Source organism: Mycolicibacterium setense (genome assembly GCF_000805385.1).
GTDB classification, from domain to species: domain Bacteria; phylum Actinomycetota; class Actinomycetes; order Mycobacteriales; family Mycobacteriaceae; genus Mycobacterium; species Mycobacterium setense.
The window spans coordinates 732,624-759,352 of record NZ_JTJW01000006.1; the positions used below are offsets into that span (position 1 = coordinate 732,624).

Consider the following 26,729-nt stretch of genomic DNA (forward strand, 5'->3'; position numbering starts at 1 on the left):
CTCCTGGGAGGGGCGACGAATGGTATCCACGATGGTGACACACCCGACGGGCAGGATAGGGCGGCACTGATGACGCAGAATGTGCGCGCTGCGGTGCGCCGGACACTGCCGGCCATCGCCGATGCCGCCGCCGATGTCGACCACACCGGGGCTGTCGACCCTTCGGTGATCGGTGGCCTGCACGATGCGGGGTTCTTCGCGATGCTGCGGCCCAAGGCGTTCGGTGGGCTGGAGGCCGACCCTGCCGAGTACCTGGCGGTCACCCGCGACCTGTCCGCGGCATGTACCTCCACCGGCTGGCTCGCCGGCTGGCTGGGGGTCAACACCTGGCATCTGTCGCTGTTCGACGAGCGCGCGCAGACCGATGTGTGGGGGCAGGATCAGCACACGCTGGTCTGTGAGTCGTATGCCCCGACGGGCCGGCTGGAACGTGACGGTGACGATTTCCGGTTGTCCGGCAGGTGGAGCCGGTGCACCGGAATCCTGCACTCGTCGTGGCTCATGGCCGCCGCGGTACTCGTCGGCGAGGATGGAGCCGCCCAGGATTTCCTGGTGGCCCTCGTGCCACGAGCTGATTACGTCGTGGAATCCACTTGGGACAGCGTGGGATTGCGCGGCATCGGCGCTCACGACGTCGTCGTTTCGGGGGCCGTGGTGCCGCGGTACCGCACGTTCGGCTGGGTCAGCGGCGAGCAGCTCGGCACGCTCGCGCCGCTGTACCGCCTGCCGCAACCGACCATGTACACGCACACCGGCACGGTTCCTCTGCTGGGTGCCGCCGAGAACATCCTGTCGGCGTTGCAGCCCCGGGCCGGCTCGCCGGTCGATCCGGTGGCCATGGCGTGCAGTGATCTTGAGTTGTCGGTCAGCCAGATCGAGCGCAACCTCGGCGAGCTCATGGACTGTGTGCGCGCAGGCATCGCCCCGGACAGCGACCTGGTGCTGCGGTCGCGCCGGGACCAGGTGCTGTCGTCTGAACGCGCTGTCGCGGCGATCCGGACGTTCATCGCCCACTCGGATGGCCGCGATGCCGAGGATCCACTGGTGGAACGGGTGTGGCGCGACGTCCAGACCGCGCAGACCCACGTGGCCAGCAATGTGGAGCAGGTGCTGGCCCTCGTCGGCCGTCACTCGTTCGGCATGGAGGTCGACGAGATCCTCTGGTAGCCGGCGCCCTCAGACCCACGCGTCGGAGGTCAGGGTCCGCAATACCCGGGACAGCAGGTTGTCGGTGGCCTGCGCTTGCGAGGGCGCCACCGCAACGGCGCCCCGGCCGGCGCCCAGTTGTTCGGAGATGTGCCTGGCCGCACGGATCACGAACGGGGCGGTGCGCTGCAGGCGGTGCAACGGCACCGCACCGGTCAGGGACAGTCCGGCCACCTCGCCGTCGGCGGTGCGCAGCGGAGCCGCAACGCTGGTCAGTCCGATCGCCAGCTCCTCGTTGTCGTAGGCGAGCCCGTGCCGGGAGCGGATCCGGGCCAGTTCCCGGTGCAGGGTAGCCAGATCGCCGATGGTCGACCGGGTGGACCGGATCAGCCGCGGCCCCAGGACGGCATCCACCTCCTCGGCGGGAAGCTGGGCCAGCATGGTCTTGCCCAGCGCGCTGGCGTGCGCGGGCGTATGTCCGGCGACACGGGTGGGCACCACAGCGCTGTTGCGGCCCGCCACCTTGTCGAGGTAGACCACATCAGCGCCGAAGAGGACCCCGAGGTGCACCACCAGTCCGGTGTCGGCATGCAGTCGCGACAGGGTCGGGGAAGCCACACTGCGCAATTGCGAGTGGTCGACCATCCGGGTCACCGGCAGCGGCGAGGCGGCCAGTGCGTAGCCGTCGGGGCGGTGTTTCAGCAGCCCGGCGCTGTGCAACTGTTTGAGAATCCGGTGCACCGAGGATCTGGGCAGTCCTGTGCGGCCCGCGATCTGGTCCAGCCTCAGGTGCTTGCCGGGCTCGTCGAAGGCGTTGAGTATCAGCGCCACGCGATCCACCATCGACACGGCCGTGTCGCGTTGTTCGGCACGTGGTCGTGATGTCGCGTCGCTCGTGGAAGCCGGCACCTGAGCCCCTTCCGGACGTCGGACAGTCAGTCACTCACGATCTCACTCAGCGAGATCATGCCGCAACCACCGATTGCCGTGCTCGACCATGGTGGTCAGCCCGCGAGGTGTGCGACAAGGGAGTTTTGGATGCGTGGTGTTGAGATGACCAGGGATGTTCTGGACGGCATCAATGAGAATGCCGATCGGATACAGGCACTCGGATCGGACAACGAGACGCTGCGCCGGCTCGACGATCGCACGGTCGCCGCGCTGCGCGAATCCGGGGTGATGCACATGCTGCAGCCCGTGGAGTTCGGCGGTATCGAAACCCACCCGGGCGACTTCGCCGAGGCTGTCCTGGAGATCGCCCGGCTGGACGGCTCGGCAGGGTGGGTGGCGGGCTCGGTCGGGGTACCGCCGTGGGCACTGGCCTCGGCCGACCGTCGCCTGCGTGACGAGGTGTGGGAGGCCGACCCCGACGTCTGGATCGCCTCGGCGCACACGCCGTCCGGAGTGCTCCTGCCCGTCGACGGCGGTTACCGCCTCTCGGGGGAGTGGCGTGCGGTCGCGGCGATCGACCACTGTGAATGGGTGGTGGCCGGTGCCCGTGTGGTCGGAGCGGGCGATTCCGCCGGGCTGGGATATTCGCTTGTGCCGCAAGCAGATCTGCGCATCGTCGAAGAATCCTGGGATGCGATCGGGTTGATCGGCACCGGAAGCAAGAGCATCACGATCGACGACGTGTTCATTCCCGGGCATCGGCTGCTGAACCACAGCAGCATCGTCGACGGCACCGCCGCAGGACACGCCGGCCTGCGCAATCCGATCTACCACATTCCGCTGAGCACCATTGCGCCGCTGGGAATCACTGCCGCGGTGATCGGCATGGCCGAGGGCGTCCTGGCCCACCATGTCGAGACGGCGGGCGCCGACGGCCCGGTCGAGGAACACGCGGCCGCCGAGATCCGGGCGTCGCGGCTGGTGCTGCTCGACACGCTCACGGCGTCGTTCAACCGGGTGCTGGACGGGCCGGTCGACCCCGGCATGCGGGCACGCGCGCGCCGGGATCAGATCGCCGCGGCCCGCCGCGCCGTGCGTGCGATCGACGAGATCGTCTGTCATTCAAGCGTTGACGCGCTGCGCCGCACCAGCGCGGTGCAGCGATTGTGGCGCGATGCCCACGTCGGCCTTGCGACGGTGGTCGGCGAGTCGAAGGTCGTCGTTCCGTAGGTCCGTCCCGTAGGCCCATCACGTGACCACGACGGGCGGCGCCGATGTCAGCGCCGCCCGTCACCGTCGGTACACGGGTTACGCGTGGGTTCCGCCGTCGATACGGATCTCGGTGCCGCTGATGAAAGCGCCGTCATCGGATACCAGCATCGCGATCACGCCGGCGACCGCGGACGGTGAACCCATCCCGGCGCCACCGGAATCCAGGTTGGTCGGCATGATGGGCGACAGCTTGGCGAACAGTGACCAATCGGCGTCTGCCGGAAGGAGTCCCGGTGTGGCGTCGGTGATTCCGGACTTGATGCTGCCCGGGGCCACACTGACCGCGCGTAGCCCCTGCTTGCCGTATTCGAGGGCAAGGGCATGGGTCATCGCCTGGATGCCGCCCTTGCTGGCCGCGTAGGCCGCCATGTACGGATGGGCGAACGCCGCCGAGGTGGAACTGAAGTTCACGATCGCGCTCTGCGGGTTCTCCAGCAGTGCCGGCAGGGTCTCGCGGATCACCAGGAACGTCCCCGTGAGATTGACGCCGATGATCTGGTTCCACTCCTGCAGACTCATCTGGTGGGTGTGCACCGCGCGCAGCATGCCCGCGGCGTTGACCACTGCGTCGAGGCCGCCGAGTGTCCGGACTGCGGTGCGCGCGCCGGCGATCACCGACGCCTCGTCGCCGATGTCCATCGTCAGCGCGGTGAGGCGATCAGCGGAGCCGGCCTGCTGCGCGCTCTGCCGGGTGGCCTCCAGACCGTCGGTGGAGATGTCGGCGCCCACCACCGTGGCACCCTCGTCGAGCAGTCGCAGTGCGGTGGCCTGCCCGATGCCAGATCCTGCGCCGGTCACCAGGATCCGGCGGCCCTCAAGTCGTTTCATGCTGTTCACTGTCCCATCACGTACTTCACGGTGGGACCGGCGGTCCAACCGCCGTCGACGGCGATCTCGGCGCCGGTGACGTAGGTGGAGGCACCGGACAGCAGATATCCGACGGCGCCGGCGATCTCGTCGGCCTCGCCCACGCGGGCCATCGGGGTGTTGGGATAGTTGCCCTCACCCTGTTGGATGCCGATCTGGGCGGTCATCGGTGTGTAGGTCATGCCGGGATGCACCGAGTTCACCCGGATACGGTCCGGACCCAGTTCCACCGCGGCGATCTTGCTCAGCCCACGAACGCCCCATTTGGACGCGCCGTAGCCGGCGGTCAGCGCCAGACCCATCAGCCCGGCCGCCGACGAGATGTTGACGATCGAACCGCCGCCCGCAGCACGCATCGGCGCGATGACCGCCTGAAGCCCGTTGAACACCCCGACCAGGTTGATCTCGAGGACAGTGCGGAAGTGGTCGAGCGGCTCGTGCTCGATGAACTGACCGGTCGAGATGCCCGCGTTGTTCACCAGGCCGTTGAGCTTGCCGAATTCGGCCAGCGTGAGTTCGACCGCGGATTGCCACTGCGCCGCATCGGTCACGTCCAGGTGGACGTAACGCGCGGCGTCGCCCAGCTCGGAAGCCAGCGCGGCGCCGTCGTCGTCGAGCACGTCGGAGACCACCACCTTGCCGCCCCGCGCGACGATGTGCCGGGCGAACGACGCGCCGAGGCCGCGTGCGCCGCCGGTGACGATGGCTACGACATCCGATAAGCTCTGCGAATCTTCTTGCATCCCAACAACTTCCTTTCACAGTGAGTCGCGGCTGGTTTCGGTGTCGATCCTGGCCGCGGCGCCGCCGGAGGATGAGAGCAACGATATTCGTCGCGCCGACGGCGCGGCGGAAAGTCTCATTCAACGGGCACGTTCGAACAGTGCCGGGGCAGCCATCTTCGGGGCGGCCCAGTACCGGTGAGTGGGACAACGGCTGTCCGCCGCACGTGGTGGTTCGTAACGTGACGATCCGAACCATGAAGCGAAAGGCAACACAGTGACAGCCCAGCCAGCTCCGTCAGGTACCGCCGAGCGAAGGTCCCCAGCGGTGGACGTCGTGGTGGTGGGAGCCGGCTTCGCCGGGCTGTACGCGCTGCATCGTCTTCGCTCCCAGGGCCTTTCGGTTCGGGTGTTCGAGGCCGCCGATGGCGTCGGCGGCGTGTGGTTCTGGAACCGCTATCCCGGTGCCCGCTGCGACGTCGAGAGCGTCGACTATTCCTACTCGTTCGACCCCGAACTTGAGCAGGAGTGGAACTGGACCGAGAAGTACGCCACCCAGCCGGAGATCCTGGCGTACCTCAACCACGTGGCCGACCGGTTCGACCTGCGGCGCGACATCTCCTTCGGGACCCGGGTGACCGACATGGTGCTCGACGAGAAGACGCTGCGCTGGGAGGTCCGCACCGACCGCGGCGACGTGGTCTCCGCGCGCTTCTGCATCCTGGCGGTCGGGCCGCTGTCGAACGCGAACATTCCGGCGATCGCGGGCCTCGACTCGTTCGCGGGCGACGTCTACCACACCGCGCACTGGCCGCACGAGGGCGTTGACTTCACCGGCAAGCGGGTCGGCGTGATCGGCACGGGATCCTCCGGCATCCAGGCGATCCCGTGCATCGCCAAAGAGGCCGCACAGCTCTACGTCTTCCAGAGAACTCCGAACTACAGCGTGCCGGCCGGCAACATTCCGCTCGACGATGCGACGCGCGCCGCACAGAAAGCCGGCTACGCCGAGCGGCGCAGGCTCTCGATGGCCAGCGGCGGTGGGTCACCGCACCAGCCCCATCCCAAATCCGCCCTGGAGGTTTCCGCCGAGGAGCTGCGGCAGACCTACGAGCGGCGCTGGGAGCTGGGCGGAGTGCTGTTCTCCAAGGCCTTCCCGGACCAGCTGCTGACCATCGAGGCCAACGACACCGCGCGGTTGTTCTGGGAGCGGAAAGTACGGTCCGTGATCGACGATCCCGCCGTCGCCGACGTGCTGATTCCGAAGGATCATCCGATCGGGGCCAAGCGAATCTGCACCGACGACAACTACTTCCAGACCTTCAACCGGGACAATGTCTCGTTGGTGAATCTGCGGGCCACGCCCATCGAGCGGATCGAACCATCCGGTGTCGACACCACCGATGCGCACTACGACCTCGATGCTCTGGTGCTGGCCACCGGGTTCGACGCGATGACCGGCTCGGTGCAGAAGCTCAATGTGGTGGGCCGCGACGGCCGGACCCTCAACGACGCGTGGGCTGAAGGGCCGGTGACCTACCTCGGCCTCGGTGTCCCGGGCTTTCCGAACCTGTTCAACATCGCCGGTCCGGGCGCGCCGTCGGTGCTGGCCAACATGGTGCTGCATTCGGAGTTGCACGTGAACTGGGTGGCCGACGCGATCGGCTACCTCGACGCCCAGGGCGCCCCGGCGATCGAGGCACGTGCGGAGGCAGCCGTCGAGTGGGTGGCCGAATGTAGCCGACGTGCCGCGCAAACGCTTATGCCGCAGGCCAATTCATGGTATCTGGGGGCGAACATCCCGGGTAAGCCGCGCGTGTTCATGCCGTTCGTCGGAGGCTTCGGCGTGTACGGCGAGATCATCGCGGAGGTGGCGGCGGCCGGCTACAAGGGCTTCGACATTCACCAGGATCTGAACGACTAGCGGTTCCTTCGTCCTACCTCGTCTTCGTCCTACCCTGTCCTACGGAAGCGCATCGACCCTGGCGCCGGTCCACCTGTTCGCGCAGTGAGAGATGCTGAATTCAGCACTCGGCCAGCGTATTTGACGTGCAGCCGCACTCCTCTGACGACCACACGGGCAGGAATCTTGTACCGATCAGCGGGACTGCGGCTCCTGGACGCGCCATGAGTGCGCACCATCACATTGCCCGGCGCGATGAGGCGGCCGACACACCGAAACCGTGAAGTCCGTACGTCGCCGGCAAGCAGGTCCGACGTCACCACGGCCTGTGCGAACAACTGGACAGATGGAGAGGAAATTGGACCGACACAGCAACTTCGACAACGGTGCCGTACCCGCTGTACGTCGCCGTTCGAGAACGACGTGGAGAGCCCTTGGCATCATGCTCACTGCCATCGGCTTTTTCGTGATGTCCGTGCTGCCGGCATGGGCCGCCGAGAACATGCGGGTCACCTTCGTGCGCCACGGCCAGTCCGCGGGCAACACGTCGGGCAACATCGACACTTCGACGCCGGGTCCGTCGCTCACCCCGGTGGGGCGCGAGCAGGCCCAAGGGGTGGTCGACAAGCTGGGGGACAACAACTACGACGCGATCTACGCGTCGCAGATGATCCGCACCCAGCAGACCGCGGAACCGATGTCGGCCTATCTGGGTCTGCCGATCCAGGTGCTGCCCGGCCTGCAGGAGATCGAGGCGGGCGACTACGAGGGCACACCGGAGAGCGGTGCACTCGGTGGCTATCTCAAGTCCCCGATCGCCTGGGCGTTCGCCGGCCAGCTCGACGCGCGTATCCCGGGGTCGATCGACGGCAATGAGTTCGACGCGCGCGTCGACGGCGCCTTGAAGACGATGTACGACAAGGGCGACCGCAATGTCATCGTGTTCTCCCACGGCGGCACCATCATGTTCTGGACGATGATGAACGCCAAGAACCTCACCCTGGCGGAAAAGGGCATGCTGCTGAGCCAGCACGCGCTGGGCAACACCGATTACGTGGTGATCGAGGGGAACCCCGAAGACGGCTGGACAGTGGTGGATTGGGACGGCCAACGGTTCACCCCCGAGCCGACATTCGGGCACGAGGTCGGCGTGCAGGTGCGCACGCTCAACCGTCAGCTCGAAGCCGCCATGAAGCAGGTCACCGACTCGTTCGCCACCGGTGACGTGATCAAGGTGGCGACGGCGATCAACCGCAGTGTGGCCGATGCCTCGTCCTCGGTGGCCAAGTTCAACCGGGCGATCAATGCCGAGGTGATCAAGCGGATCGACAAGGCGATCGGCGGAGCGGGCGAGCCTACTTCCGATCCGGTGCCGGAGCTCACCGACAAGGTGCCGGACCCGGTCAAGGACATCGCCGCGACCACAGGTTCGGCGACGGACATGCTGAAGCCGTTGGACGCTCCGGTGGCCGACCCGAAGCACGCGTCGAATTCGGCCGGGTCCGATCGCACCGGCACGGCCCGGAAGGCCACCTCCGCGGTACGTGGCACCGGCGCCACCGACCTGAGCGCCGGCAACATGGTCAGGCCCGGCAAGGCTTTTGCCGATGCCAAGCGCGCCGGTGACCAGGTTCGTACCGCGGTGTCCGATGCCGCCGATCAGCTGAGGTCGACGGTGAAGTCCTCGGTCGGCAGCATCACCGCCGCCAAGAAGGCGCCCGAAAGTGCGGGCGCGCCAACCGCTTCGCGCGGCGATTCGGATTCCGGCAAGGCTTCCGCCGATTCGGACAGCTGATGAACGGATGCGGGCCGGATTAGTTTCGGCCCGCGGTATGAAATCGGCCCCCTCCGTGTGACGGAGGGGGCCGATCTCGTCGTGACTGTTCGGGCGGGCTAGTCCAGGTAGTCCCGCAGTACCTGCGAGCGGCTCGGGTGGCGCAGCTTGCTCATGGTCTTGGACTCGATCTGGCGGATGCGCTCACGCGTCACGCCGTAGACCTGACCGATCTCGTCGAGCGTGCGGGGCTGACCGTCGGTCAGTCCGAAGCGCAGCCGGACCACGCCGGCCTCACGCTCGGACAACGTCTCCAGCACAGACTGCAGCTGGTCCTGCAGCAGCGTGAACGACACGGCGTCCACGGCTACCACGGCTTCACTGTCCTCGATGAAGTCACCGAGCTGGCTGTCGCCCTCGTCGCCGATGGTCTGGTCCAGCGAGATGGGCTCACGCGCGTACTGCTGGATCTCCAGCACCTTCTCCGGCGTGATGTCCATTTCCTTGGCCAGCTCTTCGGGCGTGGGCTCGCGACCCAGGTCCTGCAACAGCTCGCGCTGGATCCGGCCCAGCTTGTTGATCACCTCGACCATGTGCACCGGGATACGGATGGTGCGGGCCTGGTCGGCCATGGCGCGGGTGATGGCCTGGCGGATCCACCAGGTGGCGTACGTGGAGAACTTGTAGCCCTTGGTGTAGTCGAACTTCTCCACCGCGCGGATCAGGCCCAGGTTGCCTTCCTGGATGAGGTCCAGGAACGCCATGCCGCGGCCGGTGTAGCGCTTGGCCAGCGACACCACCAGACGCAGGTTGGCTTCCAGCAGATGGTTTTTCGCGCGATCACCGTCGCGGCAGATCCACTGGTAGTCGCGGCGCACCTGGGTGGTGAGCTTTTCGCCCTTCTCGGCGAATTCGGCCATCTTCTGGGTCGCGAACAACCCGGCCTCGATGCGCTTGGCGAGCTCGACCTCTTCCTCCGCGTTGAGGAGGGCGACCTTGCCGATCTGCTTCAGGTAGGCGCGGACGGAGTCGGCCGAAGCCGTCAGCTCCGCATCCTTGCGTGCCTGCCGCAGCGCTTCGGACTCTTCCTCGTCCCACACGAAGTCGCCGGAGGCCTTGTCCTTCTCGGTCGGCTCGGGGTGCTCCTCGTCGGCCTTCGCCGCCTTGGCCGCAGCCGGCGCGGAGGCCTTGGCGTCCTTGCCTTCTTCCGCCTCGTCGTCCTCGTCGTCGGCCGCATCCTCGACGTCGTCGTCCGTGTCGAGGTCCTCGTCGAGCACGAGTTCGGTGTCGTCGACCTCGAGATCTTCGGGACCTGCCTCCAGGTCGTCGGTGGTCTCGAGGTCGTCACTGACGTCTTCTGGCTTGCTCGCCGCGGCCTTGGTGGCCTTCTTGGCGGGCGCCTTCTTGGCGGGAGCGCGCTTGGTGGCGGTGCCGCCCTCGGCTTTGGCCGCGGTGCTCTTGGCTGCCCGCTTGGCCGGGGCCTTCTTGGCGGGAGTCTTGGTAGCGGTGCGCTTCACCGGCTCGTCGGTCGCCGGGCTTGCTTTTGTCGCTGCCACGTACACCCTTTCGGTCTCACAAAATTTCTCGGCGGGCATGGGCATACTCCACCGAAAGCGTCTGCTATCGAATGTTGGCGTTCTTATCGGCTGGGATATTCACCGCTATTCGGTAGGCGGCCGCCGAGGACCATTGTAACGACAGTGTGGGTGTTCACCGTGCCGAGCGGCAAATTTCGACACGTCACCGACCGAAAGCGGCAAAGTTACCCGGCGGTAGCCTAGGTGTCGACGGTCACCAGATTCCGGCTGGCCATCGCCGCACCGACGATGCCGGCGCTGTTGAGCAAGGTCGCCGGGACGATCGGGGTGCGGATTTTCAGCAGTGGCAGCCACTTGTCGGATTTGCGGCTGATGCCGCCGCCCGCGATGAACAGATCCGGCCAGATCGCGTTCTCGATGGTCACCAGAACCTTGTTCACCTCTTCGCTCCACCGCGCGTAACTCCACTCCTTGCGTTCCTTGACCGAGGACGCGGCGCGATGTTCGGCCTCCTTGCCGTCCACCTCGAGGTGGCCAAACTCGGTGTTGGGCAACAACACCCCGTTGTGGATCACGGCGGAACCGATGCCGGTGCCGAAGGTCAGCAGCACCACGACACCGGAGTTGTCCTTGCCCGCGCCGTAGCGCTCCTCGGCGAGGCCCGCCGCGTCGGCGTCGTTCAACACGCGCACCGGCAGGCCGCCGAGCGCGGCGCTGATCACCTCGGCGGCGTTCACGCCGATCCAGCCCTTGTCGACATTGGCCGCCGTGCGCACGATGCCGTCGGTGACGACGCCGGGGTAGGTGACGCCCACGCTGCCGGTCCAGCCGAACTCGGCTACCACCGCAGCCACCGTCTTCGCCACCGATTCGGGCGTCGACGGCTGCGGCGTGTCGAGCTTGAACCGCTCGCCGATGAGCTGCCCGGTATCGAGGTCGACGATGCCGCCCTTGATCCCGCTGCCGCCGACGTCGACGCCGAATCCGCGGCGTTGAGCCTCGGTGGCGGGAACCGGATCTGCCGCGGGTGCGTCGGCTGCGGTCATGGGTGCTCCTTTGTGGGACAGGCGGTGAGCAGGCTGTCGGACAGGGTGAGGGACAAACCAAGGCGCGTCCCCACCCTAGTCGTTCGGCACCCCACCCGCGGATGGTCCGACACCGACCGCGAAGCGACTTTTCGGCCGGAAGATGTTGCGATAGGGCCGTGACCGACAACAGTTTCGATGCTCCCGCCCTGCGCGTGGTGGCCGAGCAACTCGCCACCGACGCCGCCGAGTTCGTCGCCCGCCGGCGCGCCGAGGTGTTCGGTACCGTCGCGGCCTCAGGCGGCGCCGGGGTACGTGACGACGCAGGGACCGTCAGATCCAAGAGCACCCCGACCGACCCCGTCACGATCGTCGACACCGAAACCGAGCGGTGGTTGCGTGAGCGGCTGGCGGTGTTGCGACCGGGGGAGGCGATCCTCGGTGAGGAGGAGGGCGGTCAGCAGGACGGCCGGCGAGGACTGAGCTGGGTGATCGACCCGATCGACGGCACGGTCAACTTCGTCTACGGAATACCGGCGTATGCGGTTTCGGTGGCCGTGCAGTACGACGGGCGGTCGGTGGCCGGGGCGGTGGCGAATGTGCCGGCCGGCGAGGTGTACTCGGCCGCACTGGGTCACGGTGCCGAGGTGGTGCGGGACGGGGTCCGGACCGCACTGCGGTGCAGCGGCGTCGAGGACCTGTCGATGGCACTGGTGGGTACCGGGTTCGCCTACGACGCCGGCCGGCGCGGGCGGCAGGCCGCAGTGCTGGCCCAGCTGCTGCCCTCGGTGCGTGACGTGCGCCGTATCGGCTCCTGCGCGCTCGATCTGTGCATGGTCGCCGCGGGCCGGCTGGACGCCTACTACGAGGAGGGTGTCCAGGTCTGGGATTGGGCCGCGGCGGCGCTGATCGCGGCGGAGGCCGGTGCGACGGTGTGGTTGCCGACCGGTGCGACCGAGCAGGTGGCCGCATCGGCGCCGGGCATCGCCGACGCCCTGCACCGCGCGCTAGCAGGCGCCGGTATGGATCTTTGACAGCAGCGCGGAATCCGACGGCGCCGTGGCGTCAGGCCTCAGGCTGGCCAGCACTGCCTTGATGTCATCGTTGCTGGCGAGCTCGCTGAACTCGGTTCCCAGCGCCAGATCGACTGTGGCATCGGGCCTTTCGTCCTGGAACAGCTCGGTGCACGGAGCCACCAGCCACAGCGCGGCGGCGGCGGTGCGGCCCGACGGACCGAACCGGATCTGACCCTGGCATTCCAGCCGCGTGTTGGCGTAGATCGGGTCGTTGGCAGCCTCGGGCTGGGCAAAGCCGAGATCGCGGAGCGCACCGGCCACCTCGCCCGCCTGACCGCCCTGGCCGCTGGCGTTGAGCACCCGGATCCTGGTCTCGGCCAGCGGTGCGGGTGTGACCTCGGTCATGGCCGAGCGGGCCACTTGTTCGCCGAGCTTGGGCGCAGCCGGATCGGTGGCGGGCGGCGGGTTGTTGCAGACCGTTGCCTCGTGCACATCGGCGGGCTGACTGAGGGCGATGATCCAGACGATCATCGTCACCACGGCGAGTGCGACGAAGAGCACGATGCCGGGAACGAAACTGCGCCGACGGAACGGACGACCGTGTCGGTCGAAGGCGGTGCCATCGGTGATTTGCGCGACCACACATGCACTCTAAGGGCAACGGTGTTCGCTGGCGCAGCAGTGCTCAGACGGTAGTGTGATGTAAATCACACTGAAACGTGTGGCAATACGGGCACGAATCATTTGGGGAATGCGTTCGACGCTGGTACAAAGCTCTGCTGCAAGGTAAGGGAGGGGACACAAGGCGATGGCTACCGACTACGACGCTCCACGGCGTTCCGAAGCAGACGAGGTTTCTGAGGATTCGCTGGAGGAGCTCAAGGCACGGCGCAACGAGGCGCAATCCGCCGTGGTGGATGTCGATGAGACAGAAACGGCCGAGTCGTTCGAGCTGCCGGGTGCAGACCTCTCCGGCGAGGAACTGTCGGTGCGGGTGGTCCCGAAGCAGGCCGACGAGTTCACGTGCTCCAGCTGCTTCCTGGTGCATCACAGGAGCCGGCTGGCGAGCGAGAAGAACGGCGTGATGATCTGCACGGACTGCGCCGCCTGAGGCGGCTGAATTCGCGACTCAGCCGCGGAGCACAGCGAGGACGCGATCCGGATGACGAGAACTGACGAGCCAGTACGGGGTGGGGTCATCCGGATCATCGAGTACCACCAGGACCATCGGGCCCACCCAGGCCCGGTGCACGACAAAGGCAGCGGGATCGAGCTGGCGGCCCAGCGCCGCCGACTTGGCCGAACGCGGCACCTCCGCGGTGCGGGAGATGACGCTCGTCGGCAGGTGCGCGTCACCGATCCACAACTCGGTGTCGCCGGCGCTGTCCCGGACCACCTTCAATTCGGTCTTGCTGAACCACATCAGCACGGCCCCCGCCACGCCGAACAGCAACAGGTAAGGCAACCACGCCGGAATGGCAGGCGCGGCCAGCCCGATTTCGAATGCGATCACCCCTGCCAGCACCGCAGCCGGCAGCGACCACCACCACGGCACCCACAAACGTTCGCGGTACTGAACGCTTTGGGTGGTTGCGCGCGTGTCTGACACGCGGCTCAGAGTAATCTGTGACGTCGTGTCCACCTCTCTGGCGGTCGTCCGATTGGACCGCGAACTGCCGATGCCCGGCCGGGCCCACGATGGCGACGCGGGCGTAGACCTCTACAGCGCGCTCGATGTCGAGCTGGCTCCCGGGCAACGCGAGCTCGTGCCCACCGGGGTTGCCGTGGCCATTCCGCACGGAATGGTCGGCCTGATCCACCCCCGTTCGGGTTTGGCTGCCCGCGTAGGGCTTTCGATCGTCAACAGTCCGGGCACGATAGACGCCGGTTATCGGGGAGAGATCAAGATTTCGCTGATCAACCTGGATCCCGACACGCCGATCGTGATCAACCGCGGTGACCGGATTGCCCAGCTGTTGGTTCAGCGGGTAGAACTGCCCGAGTTGGTCGAGGTGACCTCGTTCGACGAGGCCGGCCTGGCTGACACCTCCCGTGGCGACGGCGGCCACGGTTCCTCCGGCGGACATGCGAGTTTGTGATGGCATTCGGAAAACGCAAGAGCAACGATTCGGCTGACGACCCGGCTCGCCAGAACGACGACGAGCAGGTTGTCGACACGGCGGCCACCGCCGACCCGGCCGACGACTTCGACGAGGGCCAGGTGGAGGGCCCCTTCGACATCGAGGACTTCGACGATCCCGAGGTCGCGGTGCAGGGCAGGCTCGACCTCGGCTCGGTACTGATTCCCATGCCCGACGGTGGGCAGGTCCAGGTCGAGCTCAACGAGGCCGGGGCACCCAGCGCGGTGTGGGTGGTCACGCCGAACGGGCGGTTCACCATCGCCGCCTACGCCGCGCCCAAGAGCGCGGGCCTGTGGCGTGAGGTGGCCGGTGAACTCGCCGAATCGCTGCGCAAGGACGCCAGCTCGGTCAACATCCAGGACGGCCCGTGGGGTCGCGAGGTGGTCGGCGCGGGCAATGGCGGCGTGGTGCGCTTCATCGGCGTCGACGGTTACCGCTGGATGGTGCGCTGTGTGGTCAACGGTGCCCCCGAGACCATCGACGCGCTGGCCGACGAGGCGCGGGCTTCATTGGCCGACAGCGTGATTCGTCGCGGTGACACCCCGATGCCGGTGCGCACGCCGCTGCAGGTGCAGCTGCCGGAGCCGATGGCGGCGCAACTGCAGGCCGCCGCTCAGCAGGCCGCGATGCAGCAGGCCGCCCAGCAGCCCGCCGCGGCACAGGGCGCGCCGCAGGATCAGCCGCCGGCCGAGCCGGTGGCGCGCCGCAGTGTGCAGGGCTCGGCGATGCAGCAGCTGCGCACCATCACCGGCGGGTAGTACCGCCGCTGCTCAACTCGCCACGGGGTCGCCGGCGGCCTCGTGCAGCGCCTCCAGACACGCGACGCCCAGTACGCCGGTGTCGAGTCCCATCTGTTCGAGGGTGACCGAACGCAGCGCCGCCTGCGGTGCAGCCGTCACCCACTCGTAGCCGACCTCGGCCGGATGCACGGGGTCGTCGGTGGCCACCGCGATACCCATCGGCACCCGGAGTTGTTCGAGTTCGGCACTGCCGGGCGCACGGTAACCGGCGGCTTCCTCCATCGCATCGGGCAGCGTCGGCCACTGGCCGACCCAGGAGCGGGCCAGTTCGTCGGCCAGCCACGGCGGGCTGGTGGCACGCATCTGCGCGACCGTGGCGGCCAGCCCGTCCCGGCGCAGCAGCTCCGCCGACTGCCGCGCCAGCAGGGCCGCCGGAGCGTGCTGGGATGAACCTGTCCAGGGCGGCAGGGCTGCCAGCACGGCCACGGTGCGGCTCGGGTGGTCCAACGCCCACCGCGCCGCCACGACGGCGCCGATGGACACTCCTCCGACCGCGATGGGGCCCGAGCGGGCCGCGTCGTCCAAGGCGTGCAGGTAGCCCTCGACCAGCCGGTCCGGAATCGGTGGCGGCGTCACCACGAGTGCGCCTGCGGCGTGCAGTGCGGCCGAAAACGCCCGGTAGACGTAGTTGTCGTCGGACCCGGTACCGGGCAGCAGAACCGTTGGGACACCGTGCAGGATGACGCTCATCACACGATCGTGCCTGCCCCGTCAAATCACCGGCGTGCCGACCCGCACCCCGCGTGGCATTCCCTCAACAAGAGGTCTACCGTGGCGTTGGTTGGGCGGATTCACAGTGGATCCGCAGAAGGTCAGGAGAGGCCATGGCTACGGCCGAAGGGTATCTGCGCCGGCTTACGCGACGCCTGACGGAAGACCCCGAACAACTCGATGTCGAAGAGCTCAGCGACGAAGCCGCCAACACCGGCGCGCTCAAGGCGATCGACGCCCAGCGCGGCCAGGAAGTGACGATGGTCGGCACTCTGCGCAGCGTCGAATGTAATGGCAAGGGGTGTTCCGGCGGCATCAAGGCCGAACTGTTCGACGGTACCGACAGTGTGTTGTTGGTGTGGCTCGGGCAGCGCCGCATCCCTGGTATCGAGTCGGGCTGCACCCTGCGGGTGCACGGCCGGGTCGGCAAGCTGGAGAACGGCACGAAGGCGATCTACAACCCCCGCTACGAAATCCAGAAGTGAGTCAGGCCGAACAGAACGCAGACAACGCGTCCCCGCAATCCGAGAGTGAGCCGGCGCCGGCTCCTGCCCATGGTGGCGGACGGGCCGTGCTCGACCAGATGGGCGGCGTCAGCGGCCTGATCTACTCGTCGCTGCCGGTGGTGGTGTTCGTCCCGGTCTCCACAGCGTTCGGGCTGATGCCCGCGATCGCCGCGGCACTCGGCGTGGCGACCCTGATCCTGATCTGGCGGCTGATCCGCCGCGAATCCGTTCAGCCCGCGGTGTCGGGATTCTTCGCCGTCGGCGTCAGCGCACTCATCGCCTATCTGGTGGGGGAGTCGAAAGGCTATTTCCTGCTTGGTATCTGGAGCTCGCTGCTGTATGCCGTCGCGTTCGGGGTGTCGGTGGTGATCCGGCGCCCGGTGGTCGGCTACATCTGGGGTTGGGTGAATTCACACGACCGGGGCTGGCGCGACGTCCGTCGGGCGGTGCTGGCTTTCGATGTCGCCACGCTCACCTGGGTCGCGGTGTTCGCGTCGCGGTTTCTGGTGCAGCATTACCTCTACGATTCCGACGAGACCGGTTGGCTGGGCTTCGCCCGGATCGCGATGGGCTGGCCGCTGACGGCCGTCGCTGCGTTGGTGACCTATCTGGCCATCCGCGCCGCGCAACGCGCTGTGCACGCACAGGACACCGCGCAAAACGCCGGCTGAGGGCGTCCGCGGCTAGCGCGGCGCAGGACGTAGCAGCAGCTCGCGCAGTTGGTCCTCGGACTCGGTCACGGCCACGAACAGCAGCTCGTCCCCACCCTCGAGGGGCTCATCGGATTCGGGGACGATCACCCTGGATCCACGCAGGATGGTCACCAGGGCGGTGTCGCGGGGCAGGTCGAGGCGCTTGACGGGACGCCCGCCCCATGGAGTGTCGTCGGGCAGCGTGATCTCGACGAGGTTGGCCTGCCCCTTGCGGAACTCCATCAGGCGCACCAGGTCACCGACCGCCACGGCCTCCTCGACGAGCGAGGCGAGCATGCGCGGCGTCGACACCGCCACGTCCACGCCCCAGTTCTCGTCGAACAGCCACTCGTTGCGGGGATCGTTGACACGGGCCACCACCCGGGGCACCGCGAACTCGGTTTTGGCGAGCAGGCTCACCACGACGTTCACCTTGTCATCACCGGTCGCGGCGATCACCACGTCGAATTCTTCGAGCTTGACCGACTCCATCACGGTCAGCTCGCAAGCATCGCCGAGCCGCCAGTGGGCGGCCGGGATGGCGTCGACGTCGATGTGTTCGGGATTGCGCTCCAGCAGCGTCACCTCGTGGTCGCTGTCGAGCAGTTCGCGGGCGATGGAACGGCCGACGGCTCCGGCCCCGGCGATGGCAACTTTCATCAGTGAGACTCCAGGTCCTCGCTCGGCGGCAGCGCCGCGATGGCCAGCGCCTCGGCTATGTGCCCGGACACCGCGGCCACGTATACCTGGTCGCCGGCTTGGATCACCGTCTTCGGTTCGGGCAGGTAGCCGTTGCCGAACCGGATCATGAAGGCCACCCGGCCGCCCGTGGCCGATTCCAGCTCGGTGACCAGGTGCCCGGCCCAATTCTGGTGCAGCGGAAGTTCGGCCACCCCCACGTTGCCCGACGGATCCCGCCACTTGGTGGTCTCGGTTTCCCGGGTCAGCACGTTGAGCAGACGGTCGGTGGTCCACGGCACCGTGGCCACGGTGGGGATGCCCAGCCGCTCGTAGACTGCGGCGCGCTTGGCGTCGTAGATGCGCGCCACCACGCGCTCGACACCGAAGGTCTCCCGGGCAACCCGCGCCGAGATGATGTTCGAGTTGTCGCCGGAGGAGACGGCGGCGAACGCGCCTGCTTCCTCGATACCGGCACGCAGCAGCACGTCGCGGTCGAAACCCATCCCCAGCACCCGTTCACCGGTGAAATCCGGCGACAGCCGGTGGAACGCGGTGCTGTCGCGGTCGATGACCGCGACCTCGTGGCCGATGCGGGCCAAGCTGTCTGCGAGGGAGGCGCCGACCCGGCCGCACCCCATGACCACTACACGCACCCGACGGTCCTTTCCGGTGGCAGAAACGCGCTGTTGCGCTGTCCGTGCCATCGAACGCTACAGCTTTGTCACGACTTTTCGACTTCGGGCTTAGTCTTGGCTCTCGTGTCCAAGCTTTCGACGGCAACGCGCCGATTGGTTCTGGGGCGGCCGTTTCGCAGCGACAAGCTCTCCCACACCCTGCTGCCCAAGCGGATAGCCCTGCCGGTGTTCGCTTCCGACGCCTTGTCCTCGACGGCATATGCGCCGGAAGAGATATTTCTGGTGCTGTCGGTGGCCGGGCTGAGCGCGTATGCGATGGCGCCGTGGATCGGCCTCGCGGTGGCAGCCGTGATGCTGATCGTGATCGCGAGTTACCGGCAGAACGTGCACGCCTATCCGTCGGGTGGCGGCGATTACGAAGTCGTCACCACCAACCTCGGGCCGACCGCGGGGCTGACGGTGGCCAGCGCGCTCATGGTCGACTACGTACTGACGGTGGCCGTGTCGATGTCGTCGGCGATGTCGAACATCGGTTCGGCGGTGCCGTTCATCGCTCAGCACAAGGTCCTCTTCGCGGTGATCGCGATCCTCGTGCTGGCCTCCCTGAACCTGCGCGGGATCCGGGAGTCGGGTACCGCGTTCGCGATTCCCACCTATGCGTTCATGATCGGCATCTTCATCATGCTGGGCTGGGGCCTGTTCCAGATCTATGTGCTGGGTGAGCCCCTGCGCGCCGAATCCGCTGGTTTCGAGATGCATTCGGAGCATGGCGATGTCCTCGGCTTCGCGTTGATCTTCCTGGTGGCCCGCGCGTTTTCCTCGGGTTCGGCGGCGCTGACCGGTGTCGAGGCGATCAGCAACGGTGTGCCGGCATTCCGGAAACCCAAGTCGCGCAACGCGGCCACCACCTTGCTGCTGCTCGGGGTCATCGCGGTGACGCTGTTCATGGGCATCATCCTGCTGGCCAAGGCCACCGGCGTGCAGATGGCCGAACGGCCGCACGAACAGTTGGTCGGCGCCCCGGCGGACTATCACCAGAAGACGCTGATCGCCCAGTTGGCCGATGCGGTGTTCCACAACTTCGGCCCCGGCCTGTTTCTCATCGCCCTCGTCACCGCGCTCATCCTGATGTTGGCCGCCAACACCGCCTTCAACGGTTTCCCGGTGCTCGGATCGATCCTGGCCCAGGACCGCTTCCTGCCGCGCCAGCTGCACACCCGCGGTGACCGGCTGGCGTTCTCCAACGGCATCTTGTTTCTCGCGTTTGCGGCGGTCGCCTTCGTGGTGGCGTTCCGAGCCGAGACGACCGCGCTGATCCAGCTCTACATCGTCGGCGTGTTCGTATCGTTCACACTCAGCCAGATCGGCATGGTCCGGCACTGGACTCGCTTGCTGCGCACCGAAACAGACCCAGCGGTGCGAAGCAAGATGCACCGCTCGCGGGTTATCAACGCGGTCGGTCTCACTGCCACCGGGACGGTGCTGGTGATCGTGGTGGTGACCAAGTTTGCCGCCGGAGCGTGGATCGCCATCCTGGCGATGGCCGTCATGTTCGTGATCATGAAGATGATCCACAAGCATTACGACACAGTGGCCCATGAGCTTCAGGAAGAGGACGAGGACGAAGGCGACATCGTGCTGCCCAGCCGCAACCATGCGGTCGTCCTGGTGTCCAAACTGCACCTGCCGACCAAGCGGGCGCTGGCGTACGCGCGCGCCACCCGACCGGATGTGTTGGAGGCCATCACGGTCAGCGTCGACGACGCCGAGACCCGCGCCCTCGTGCATCAGTGGGAGGACAGCGATATCAGTGTGCCGCTGAAGGTGATCGCTTCCCCCTACCGTGAGATCACCCGCCCGGTACTGGATTACGTCAAGCGGGTGACCAAGGAATCGCCGCGAACTGTGGTGACGGTGTTCATCCCGGAATACGTCGTGGGGCACTGGTGGGAACAGGTGCTGCACAACCAAAGCGCGTTGCGCCTGAAGGGCCGGCTGCTGTTCATTCCCAACGTCATGGTGACATCGGTTCCGTGGCAACTTAATTCGTCTCAGCGGCTGAAGGCTTTGCAACCCCGGGCGACCCCCGGCGACGCGCGTAGAGGGTTCCTGGAATGACCGAACTGACGGTGACGACGGGCCCGGCGGCCAACGGCGGCAGTTGTGTGGCCCGCCACGAGGGACGGGTGGTGTTCGTCCGCTACGCCCTGCCCGGCGAGACCGTGCGGGTCAAGGTGTTCGACGAACGCGGATCCTATTGGCATGCAGAAGTTGTCGAGGTCCTGGAGGCTTCGCCGGACCGCGTCGGTTCGTTGTGCCCGATCGCCGGGGTGGACGGCGCCGGGTGTTGCGATCTGGCGTTCGCCGAACCCGCAGCGGCGCGGCGGCTGAAGGGCTCGGTGGTGGCCAACCAGCTGGCGCGGCTGGGCGGGTTCAGCTGGCGTGACGAGCAGAGCGCGGTGGCCGAACCCGTCGATGCCGGTGAGGTCCGTGGCTGGCGGACCCGCGTACGGCTGGACACCACTGCCGACGGCCGGGCCGGATTCCATCGCTACCACAGTGCCGACCTGGTCACCGACCTCCACTGCGGACAACTGCCGGCCGAACTGACCGAGGGCCTGGCCGAGATGCGTTGGACACCGGGCGCACACGTGCATGTCGTGTTGGACTCCGACGGTCGCAGGCACATCGTGCAATCCGGCCCCAAGGCCGCCGGCCGGAAAGGTGCCCGCGCGGCCGGGCCCAAAAATGCCACCCGCGTCATCGAGGGTGACTACGAGGCGGTGCAGCGCGTCGGCGGGCGGCAGTGGATGCTGCCGGTGACGGCGTTCTGGCAGGCCCACCGTGGTGCGGCCGACCTCTACAGCGGGCTGGTGGCCGGTTGGTCCGGGCTGCAGCCGGGCATGACGGCGTGGGATCTGTACGGCGGCGCCGGGGTGTTCGCCGCGGCTCTGGCCGAACAGGTCGGGCCGGACGGTCGCGTGCTGACCGTCGACACCTCCCGTGGGGCGTCGCGCGCGGCCCGCAGCGCCCTGGCCGACCTGCCGTGGGTCTCGGTCGTCACCGACTCGGTGCGGCGCGCGCTGTCCGCGGAGGCGGGCCGCCCTGACGTCGCGGTGCTCGATCCGCCGCGCACCGGCGCCGGCCGCGAGGTCATAGACGCACTGACCGCCACGGAGGTGCCCAGGATCATTCACATCGGTTGTGAGGCGGCGTCATTCGCCCGTGACGTGGGGTTGTATCTCCGGCATGGTTACGCGGTGGAGGAATTGCGGGTGTTCGATTCTTTCCCGCTCACCCATCATGTGGAGTGCGTCGCGGTGCTGACCCGCTAGATCCGACGATCGAGCCCGCTCACTCCTGGGTGTCGGGGCCCATCATCGGAGTGGGGAAGTGCGCATAGGTGGCCCGGTTGCCGCCCTGAGCTTTCGATTGGTTCATCGCCGTGTCGGCGAGTGCCACGAGGGCGTCGACGATCTGCTGGGTGGGCAGTTCGGTCAGTGGGCGCAACTGGCTGCAGGCCGTGCCGATACTGGCAGTCAGACGCATGGGCGTGGTGGTGATGGCCATGCGGATCCGGTTCACCAGCGGTGAGGGATCGTTGGTCTTGAACACGTCGGCGATCAGGAATTCGCTGTCGGAGACATGCGCCAGCGGCACCTTGTGGCGGACGGTCTCGCGGATGGCCTGAGCCACGGCGACGCGGGCGTGCAGTGTGCTGTGGCTGCCGTCCATATCGCTCAGCAGGGCCATGTCGTCGATCCCGACCGCCACGACAACGAGATACTGATCATCGTGGCGGCTGTGGGAGCCCAGCATCGTGGCGGTGTGCATGTCGAAGGCCTCGCGGTTGAGCAGCCCGGTCAGCGGGTCGATCTCGCTCGGGTGCTGGACGCGGTCGGATTCGATCAACTCGACGGCCATCCGGCAGAGCGACGAGGTGCCGAGGATCACCAGAACCGCGACCAACGCGCCGGCGACGCCCAGCCAGGCGTCGACCAGCGCCACCCGGACCCCGAGATAGCCCACCACCACACCGGAGGCCAGCCAGGTCAGGTGCAGGACCCGGCGACTGTGCAGGAACGCCGTATAGGCGGTGATCAGGCTCAACGAGCTGGAACCCATGAGGCCGACGACCGGGTCCACCAGCAGGATGCAGGTCGCCGCGATACAGGCGGTACCGATCGACACGACGATCCAGGACTGGGTGCGGCTGGGCCACTGCCGCCGCCACCACCACTGCGCCAGGATCAAGCCACCGATGCTGATGCCCACGGCCACATACTGAAGGCCGCCGTGCGGACCTTTCGGGCTGGTCAACACCAGCAGTGGGATGACGCTCAAGCCGATGATCGTGGCACCGATCGTGCGTTGCATCCGGGTGCGCTTGCCCTGCGCAGCGAGCAGGGCGGTACGCGCGTAATAGTGATCGAATGGACTCAACCCGCACCCCGGAGTAATCGACTTCGTCTACACCTTACGTAATCACGAGGGCCGGAGTTTTGTCGCCGGTTTGAGGCGCTGCCACGGACTTCGTCGGTATTTGCTCGGCCACCTGACCTGTTAGCGTGAACCGCAGGTGTGCCGGGAAGTCTGGTCGGCGTTCGATGCATGCTGACCTCAGGAGCCCGATGATTGATCGCCGCGAAAGCAGCAGCCGACGTCTGCTGACACGTGGGTCGTGGCCCGAGTGGCAGCGGGTCTCGGAGCTGCTGCGCACCGAGACGGTCGGCGGGGCGTTGTTGCTGGCGGCTGCCGCCGCGGCGCTGGTGTGGGCCAATTCGCCGTGGTCGGGCGGTTATCACCGGCTCTCGGAGTTCGTCGTCGGCCCGCAGTCCCTGCACCTTGACCTGAGTTTGTCGGCCTGGGCGGCCGACGGCCTGCTGGCGGTGTTCTTCTTCGTCGTGGGCGTGGAGCTCAAGCGTGAGTTCGTCGCGGGGGACCTGCGTGATCCGGCCCGTGCCGCGCTGCCCATCGCGGCGGCCGTGGGCGGCATGGTGGTGCCCGCGGCCATCTTCGTCGGGATCAACCTGCTGTCCGGCCACCCGGAGAACATCGACGGGTGGGCGGTACCGATCGCCACCGACATCGCCTTCGCCCTGGCCGTGCTGGCGGTGGTGTCCACCCACCTGCCCGCGGCGCTGCGGATCTTCCTGCTCACGTTGGCGGTGGTCGACGATCTGCTGGCCATCACGGTGATCGCCGTCTTCTTCACCGATCACGTCGCACTCGGGCCGTTGGCGGCCGCGCTGATCCCCATCGGCATCTATGCCGTCGCGGTACAGCGGGGCATGCGGCAGTGGTGGATCCTGATGCCTCCGGCCATCCTGGCCTGGGCGCTCGTACATGCCAGTGGCGTCCATGCCACGGTGGCCGGCGTGGTGCTCGGTTTCACGGTCCCGGTGCTGGGCCGGCACGCCTCGGCCGAGCACTTCGAACACCTGGTTCGGCCGCTCTCGGCCGGGTTCGCCGTACCGGTGTTCGCATTCTTCGCCGCCGGCGTGACGGTCGGTGGCTGGTCGGGCTTCGCCGACGCGCTCTCGCATCCGGTGACCATCGGGGTGATCGCCGGTTTGGTGCTCGGCAAGCCGATCGGCGTGCTGGCGACGACGTATCTGTTGGCCCGGTTCACCCATGCCACCCTGGACGAGGATCTGGCCTGGCGCGACGTGCTCGGTGTCGCGATGCTGGCCGGGATCGGGTTCACCGTGTCGCTGCTGATCGGCGAACTCGCGTTCGGTCACGCGTCTGTTGCCGACGACGACGTGAAGATCGCGGTGGTCACCGGATCGGTGGTGGCGGGCCTGCTCGCGGCGGTTGTCCTGGTGTCGCGCAATGCCGCATATCGCCGTATTCACCAGTTGGAGAAGCTCGACGCCGACCAGGACGGGGTGCCCGATGTCTATCAGCCTCGGCAGGACTGAGCCCGGGCTGCGTGCGTACACTGGCGGAATGCTTGAACAGGTCCGCGGTCCCGCTGATCTGCAGCACCTGTCACAGTCTCAGCTGACTGATCTGGCGCGGGAAATCCGCCAGTTCCTGATCCACAAGGTCGCTGCAACCGGTGGACATCTCGGCCCCAACCTGGGGGTCGTCGAACTCACCTTGGCGCTGCACCGCGTATTCGATTCGCCGCACGATCCGATCGTCTTCGACACGGGCCATCAGGCCTACGTGCACAAGATGCTGACCGGACGTGCACGGGATTTCGACACCCTGCGGTGCAAGGACGGCCTGTCCGGTTATCCGTCCCGCAGCGAGAGCGAGCACGACTGGGTGGAGTCCAGCCACGCCAGCACGGCGCTGTCCTACGCCGACGGCCTGTCCAAGGCCTTCGAGCTGACCGGGCACCGCAATCGGCATGTGGTCGCGGTGGTCGGCGACGGTGCGCTGACCGGCGGTATGTGCTGGGAGGCGCTCAACAACATCGCCACGGGTGGCCGCCCGGTGGTCATCGTCGTCAACGACAACGGCCGCAGCTACGCGCCGACCATCGGCGGGTTCGCGGACCATCTCGCGGGCCTGCGGCTGCAGCCGGGATACGAGCGGATCCTCGAAGAGGGCCGCAAGGCGGTGCGCGGACTGCCGATGGTGGGCGAGTTCTGCTACCAGTGCATGCACAGCATCAAGGCAGGCATCAAGGATGCGATCGCCCCGCAGGTGATGTTCACCGACCTCGGCATCAAGTACGTCGGTCCGATCGACGGCCACGACGAGCATGCCGTGGAGAACGCGCTGCGCCACGCCCGCGGCTTCAAAGCCCCGGTGATCGTGCACGTGGTGACGCGCAAGGGCATGGGCTACGCGCACGCCGAGAACGACGAGGCCGACCAGATGCACGCCTGCGGCGTCATCGACCCGGAAACCGGGCTGCCGACCAAGGCTTCGGCGCCCGGTTGGACATCGGTGTTCTCCGACGAGCTGGTCAAGATCGGCGGCCACCGGCGTGACGTCGTGGCGATCACGGCGGCGATGCCCGGGCCGACCGGCCTGAGTGCATTCCGGGATCGGTTCCCGGACCGGTTCTTTGACGTCGGCATCGCCGAGCAGCACGCCATGACCTCGGCGGCAGGCCTCGCCATGGGCGGCCTGCACCCGGTGGTGGCGATCTACTCGACGTTCCTCAACCGCGCGTTCGACCAGTTGATGATGGATGTCGCGCTGCACAAGCTGCCCGTCACCATGGTGCTGGACCGGGCCGGTGTCACCGGGCCGGACGGCGCGAGCCACAACGGGGTGTGGGATCTTTCGGTCCTCGGCATCATTCCGGGTATCCGGGTCGCCGCTCCTCGCGACGGCGCGCGGCTACGGGAGGAACTCGGCGAGGCGCTGGCTGTCGATGACGGACCGACGGCCCTCCGGTTCCCCAAAGGTGATGTGGGCGAAGATATTCCGGCAGTGGAGCGGCGGGGTGGCGTCGATGTGCTCGCCGTCCCGGCCGCCGGCCTGACCGACGACGTACTCCTGGTCGCCGTGGGTTCGTTCGCATCGATGGGCCTTGCGGTCGCCGAACGGCTGCGCAATCAGGGCATCGGTGTCACGGTCGTGGATCCGCGCTGGGTGCTGCCGGTGCCCGCGGAGGTCGGCGAGCTGGCCCGCGGGCACAAACTGGTGGTCACCGTCGAGGACAACGGCGTGCACGGCGGCATCGGCTCGTCGGTGTCCGCGGCGCTGCGGCGCGCCGAGATCGACGTGCCGTGCCGGGATCTCGGTGTCCCACAGGTCTTCCAGGAGCATGCCTCGCGTGGCGAGGTGCTCGCCGAGGTGGGGCTGACGGACCGGAACATCGCCCGCCAGATCACGGGGTGGATCGCCGCGATCGGCACACCGGTGGGCGAGCAGGAAGTCAGCCACCGCCTCGACTAGGTTTCGTCAGGTCTGTCGCAAATGTGGTCGGCGCCGCGACGTTGTAGCCGCAGCACGTAGATGGCGGTCGCGAGGACGAGCACCAGGCCGCCGAGCACGCCGACTTGCACGATGGCGTGGGCGAACTGCGGCCCTTTGTCGAGCAGCTTGGCCGCGTCGACCGACACCACGACGATTTCTTTGATGCAGGCCAGGATGCCGACGATCAAGAACGGCTCGGCAACGAGCTCGCGAGATCGCAGCGAGGTCCGTACCGCATACAGCAGCTCCACGAAGATGAAGATCAGCAGCAGGCCGTCGAGCAATTCCAGCATGACGTGGGTGGTCGAGGTGCTCCCCAGTTGCCGCAAAGCATTGACCTGTGCGATGACCAGCACGATCGAGCCGACGAGCAGAAGCACCGCGATCGACCAGTAGACCGCGTCCTCGGCGATCCGCAGGACACGGTCGGCGAAGCGCTCCCGCTCCTGCGCGTCGTCGGTTTCCTCCCGCTGCGCCATCGCACTGACGATATTCCAGCAACGGCCCCGGCACGGACGAATT

General features: G+C 67.3%; 26 protein-coding genes. 14 read left to right on the plus strand and 12 right to left on the minus strand.

Features of this window, described 5'->3' with window-relative positions; all coding sequences use genetic code 11:
- Positions 1 to 69: 69 nt before the first annotated feature.
- Positions 70 to 1,167 carry an acyl-CoA dehydrogenase family protein gene (locus QQ25_RS14245; RefSeq protein ID WP_039379290.1) on the plus strand — a complete coding sequence of 366 codons (1,098 nt, stop codon included), beginning with the start codon at positions 70 to 72 and terminating at the stop codon, positions 1,165 to 1,167.
- Between the two features lie 9 nt (positions 1,168 to 1,176).
- Here QQ25_RS14245 and QQ25_RS14250 read toward each other — a convergent pair whose 3' ends face one another.
- Positions 1,177 to 2,055, minus strand: coding sequence for an IclR family transcriptional regulator (locus QQ25_RS14250; RefSeq protein WP_039379293.1), 879 nt, complete (start codon positions 2,053 to 2,055; stop codon positions 1,177 to 1,179).
- Between the two features lie 144 nt (positions 2,056 to 2,199).
- Between QQ25_RS14250 and QQ25_RS14255 the strand changes: the two genes are divergently transcribed.
- Positions 2,200 to 3,267, plus strand: a complete 1,068-nt coding sequence (locus QQ25_RS14255; protein WP_052235826.1) for an acyl-CoA dehydrogenase family protein — start codon at positions 2,200 to 2,202, stop codon at positions 3,265 to 3,267.
- A gap of 78 nt (positions 3,268 to 3,345) precedes the next feature.
- Here the strand turns inward: QQ25_RS14255 and QQ25_RS14260 are convergent, their stop codons facing one another.
- Together QQ25_RS14260 and QQ25_RS14265 are read right to left on the minus strand one after the other, a co-directional pair.
- Entirely contained in the window at positions 3,346 to 4,137 is a 792-nt protein-coding gene (locus tag QQ25_RS14260) for an SDR family NAD(P)-dependent oxidoreductase (RefSeq protein ID WP_039379956.1), read from the minus strand.
- 5 nt (positions 4,138 to 4,142) lie between these two features.
- Positions 4,143 to 4,919: a glucose 1-dehydrogenase gene (locus QQ25_RS14265; RefSeq protein WP_039379295.1), complete on the minus strand. Its 777-nt coding sequence runs from the start codon at positions 4,917 to 4,919 to the stop codon at positions 4,143 to 4,145.
- A 307-nt stretch (positions 4,920 to 5,226) separates the two neighbouring features.
- Here QQ25_RS14265 and QQ25_RS14270 point away from each other — a divergent pair, with 307 nt between their 5' ends.
- Together QQ25_RS14270 and QQ25_RS30175 are read left to right on the plus strand one after the other, a co-directional pair.
- Entirely contained in the window at positions 5,227 to 6,822 is a 1,596-nt protein-coding gene (locus QQ25_RS14270; protein ID WP_101906175.1) for a flavin-containing monooxygenase, read from the plus strand.
- A gap of 421 nt (positions 6,823 to 7,243) precedes the next feature.
- Positions 7,244 to 8,596, plus strand: coding sequence for a histidine phosphatase family protein (locus QQ25_RS30175; RefSeq protein ID WP_234711906.1), 1,353 nt, complete (start codon positions 7,244 to 7,246; stop codon positions 8,594 to 8,596).
- Between the two features lie 98 nt (positions 8,597 to 8,694).
- Here the strand turns inward: QQ25_RS30175 and QQ25_RS14280 are convergent, their stop codons facing one another.
- Entirely contained in the window at positions 8,695 to 10,131 is a 1,437-nt protein-coding gene (locus QQ25_RS14280; protein WP_039320513.1) for an RNA polymerase sigma factor, read from the minus strand.
- A gap of 221 nt (positions 10,132 to 10,352) precedes the next feature.
- Entirely contained in the window at positions 10,353 to 11,159 is an 807-nt protein-coding gene (gene ppgK, locus QQ25_RS14285; RefSeq protein ID WP_039319372.1) for a polyphosphate--glucose phosphotransferase, read from the minus strand.
- Positions 11,160 to 11,317: 158 nt separating this feature from the next.
- Between ppgK and QQ25_RS14290 the strand changes: the two genes are divergently transcribed.
- Positions 11,318 to 12,172 (plus strand): inositol monophosphatase family protein, encoded by an 855-nt coding sequence (locus QQ25_RS14290; RefSeq protein WP_039379298.1) that lies wholly within the window; start codon positions 11,318 to 11,320, stop codon positions 12,170 to 12,172.
- Here QQ25_RS14290 and cei read toward each other — a convergent pair.
- The gene (gene cei, locus QQ25_RS14295) at positions 12,146 to 12,796 is read right to left on the minus strand and encodes an envelope integrity protein Cei (protein ID WP_039319376.1); all 651 of its coding nucleotides are present in this window, start codon (positions 12,794 to 12,796) and stop codon (positions 12,146 to 12,148) included. The genes QQ25_RS14290 and cei overlap by 27 nt on opposite strands.
- Positions 12,797 to 12,962: 166 nt before the next feature.
- On the opposite strand from cei, the gene QQ25_RS14300 reads away from it, so the two are divergent.
- The gene (locus QQ25_RS14300) at positions 12,963 to 13,265 is read left to right on the plus strand and encodes a DUF4193 domain-containing protein (RefSeq protein WP_029111033.1); all 303 of its coding nucleotides are present in this window, start codon (positions 12,963 to 12,965) and stop codon (positions 13,263 to 13,265) included.
- Positions 13,266 to 13,283: 18 nt separating this feature from the next.
- On the opposite strand, the gene QQ25_RS14305 is transcribed toward QQ25_RS14300, so the two are convergent.
- Complete coding sequence (locus QQ25_RS14305) at positions 13,284 to 13,763, minus strand: DUF3093 domain-containing protein (RefSeq protein WP_039319378.1); 480 nt, start codon at positions 13,761 to 13,763, stop codon at positions 13,284 to 13,286.
- Between the two features lie 25 nt (positions 13,764 to 13,788).
- Here QQ25_RS14305 and dut point away from each other — a divergent pair, with 25 nt between their 5' ends.
- Positions 13,789 to 14,253 (plus strand): dUTP diphosphatase, encoded by a 465-nt coding sequence (gene dut, locus QQ25_RS14310; RefSeq protein ID WP_039319381.1) that lies wholly within the window; start codon positions 13,789 to 13,791, stop codon positions 14,251 to 14,253.
- Entirely contained in the window at positions 14,253 to 15,053 is an 801-nt protein-coding gene (locus QQ25_RS14315) for a DUF3710 domain-containing protein (protein WP_039379301.1), read from the plus strand. Before dut ends, QQ25_RS14315 begins: the two co-directional genes overlap by 1 nt.
- Positions 15,054 to 15,065: 12 nt before the next feature.
- Here QQ25_RS14315 and QQ25_RS14320 read toward each other — a convergent pair whose 3' ends face one another.
- Positions 15,066 to 15,785 carry an alpha/beta fold hydrolase gene (locus QQ25_RS14320; RefSeq protein WP_039319385.1) on the minus strand — a complete coding sequence of 240 codons (720 nt, stop codon included), beginning with the start codon at positions 15,783 to 15,785 and terminating at the stop codon, positions 15,066 to 15,068.
- 134 nt (positions 15,786 to 15,919) lie between these two features.
- Here QQ25_RS14320 and QQ25_RS14325 point away from each other — a divergent pair, with 134 nt between their 5' ends.
- Both QQ25_RS14325 and QQ25_RS14330 read left to right on the plus strand, forming a co-directional pair.
- Positions 15,920 to 16,291 carry an OB-fold nucleic acid binding domain-containing protein gene (locus QQ25_RS14325; protein ID WP_039319388.1) on the plus strand — a complete coding sequence of 124 codons (372 nt, stop codon included), beginning with the start codon at positions 15,920 to 15,922 and terminating at the stop codon, positions 16,289 to 16,291.
- A complete protein-coding gene (locus QQ25_RS14330; RefSeq protein ID WP_082017528.1) occupies positions 16,288 to 16,983 on the plus strand; it encodes a DUF3159 domain-containing protein in 696 nt (231 codons plus the stop codon). The genes QQ25_RS14325 and QQ25_RS14330 overlap by 4 nt, the downstream gene beginning before the upstream one ends.
- A gap of 12 nt (positions 16,984 to 16,995) precedes the next feature.
- Here the strand turns inward: QQ25_RS14330 and QQ25_RS14335 are convergent, their stop codons facing one another.
- Both QQ25_RS14335 and QQ25_RS14340 read right to left on the minus strand, forming a co-directional pair.
- Positions 16,996 to 17,664, minus strand: coding sequence for a potassium channel family protein (locus QQ25_RS14335; protein ID WP_039319392.1), 669 nt, complete (start codon positions 17,662 to 17,664; stop codon positions 16,996 to 16,998).
- Positions 17,664 to 18,338 carry a potassium channel family protein gene (locus tag QQ25_RS14340; RefSeq protein ID WP_039320517.1) on the minus strand — a complete coding sequence of 225 codons (675 nt, stop codon included), beginning with the start codon at positions 18,336 to 18,338 and terminating at the stop codon, positions 17,664 to 17,666. The genes QQ25_RS14335 and QQ25_RS14340 overlap by 1 nt, the downstream gene beginning before the upstream one ends.
- Before the next feature lie 96 nt (positions 18,339 to 18,434).
- On the opposite strand from QQ25_RS14340, the gene QQ25_RS14345 reads away from it, so the two are divergent.
- Together QQ25_RS14345 and QQ25_RS14350 are read left to right on the plus strand one after the other, a co-directional pair.
- Entirely contained in the window at positions 18,435 to 20,438 is a 2,004-nt protein-coding gene (locus QQ25_RS14345; RefSeq protein WP_201774229.1) for an APC family permease, read from the plus strand.
- Complete coding sequence (locus QQ25_RS14350; protein WP_039379304.1) at positions 20,435 to 21,655, plus strand: class I SAM-dependent RNA methyltransferase; 1,221 nt, start codon at positions 20,435 to 20,437, stop codon at positions 21,653 to 21,655. Before QQ25_RS14345 ends, QQ25_RS14350 begins: the two co-directional genes overlap by 4 nt.
- 19 nt (positions 21,656 to 21,674) lie before the next feature.
- Here QQ25_RS14350 and QQ25_RS14355 read toward each other — a convergent pair whose 3' ends face one another.
- A complete protein-coding gene (locus tag QQ25_RS14355; RefSeq protein WP_039319398.1) occupies positions 21,675 to 22,763 on the minus strand; it encodes a GGDEF domain-containing protein in 1,089 nt (362 codons plus the stop codon).
- Positions 22,764 to 22,951: 188 nt separating this feature from the next.
- Between QQ25_RS14355 and nhaA the strand changes: the two genes are divergently transcribed.
- Together nhaA and dxs are read left to right on the plus strand one after the other, a co-directional pair.
- Positions 22,952 to 24,244: a Na+/H+ antiporter NhaA gene (gene nhaA / locus QQ25_RS14360; RefSeq protein WP_039379306.1), complete on the plus strand. Its 1,293-nt coding sequence runs from the start codon at positions 22,952 to 22,954 to the stop codon at positions 24,242 to 24,244.
- A gap of 28 nt (positions 24,245 to 24,272) precedes the next feature.
- Positions 24,273 to 26,186, plus strand: a complete 1,914-nt coding sequence (gene dxs, locus QQ25_RS14365) for a 1-deoxy-D-xylulose-5-phosphate synthase (RefSeq protein WP_039379308.1) — start codon at positions 24,273 to 24,275, stop codon at positions 26,184 to 26,186.
- Here dxs and QQ25_RS14370 read toward each other — a convergent pair.
- A complete protein-coding gene (locus tag QQ25_RS14370; RefSeq protein WP_039319404.1) occupies positions 26,183 to 26,686 on the minus strand; it encodes a phosphate-starvation-inducible PsiE family protein in 504 nt (167 codons plus the stop codon). The genes dxs and QQ25_RS14370 overlap by 4 nt on opposite strands.
- Between the last annotated feature and the right edge of the window lie 43 nt (positions 26,687 to 26,729).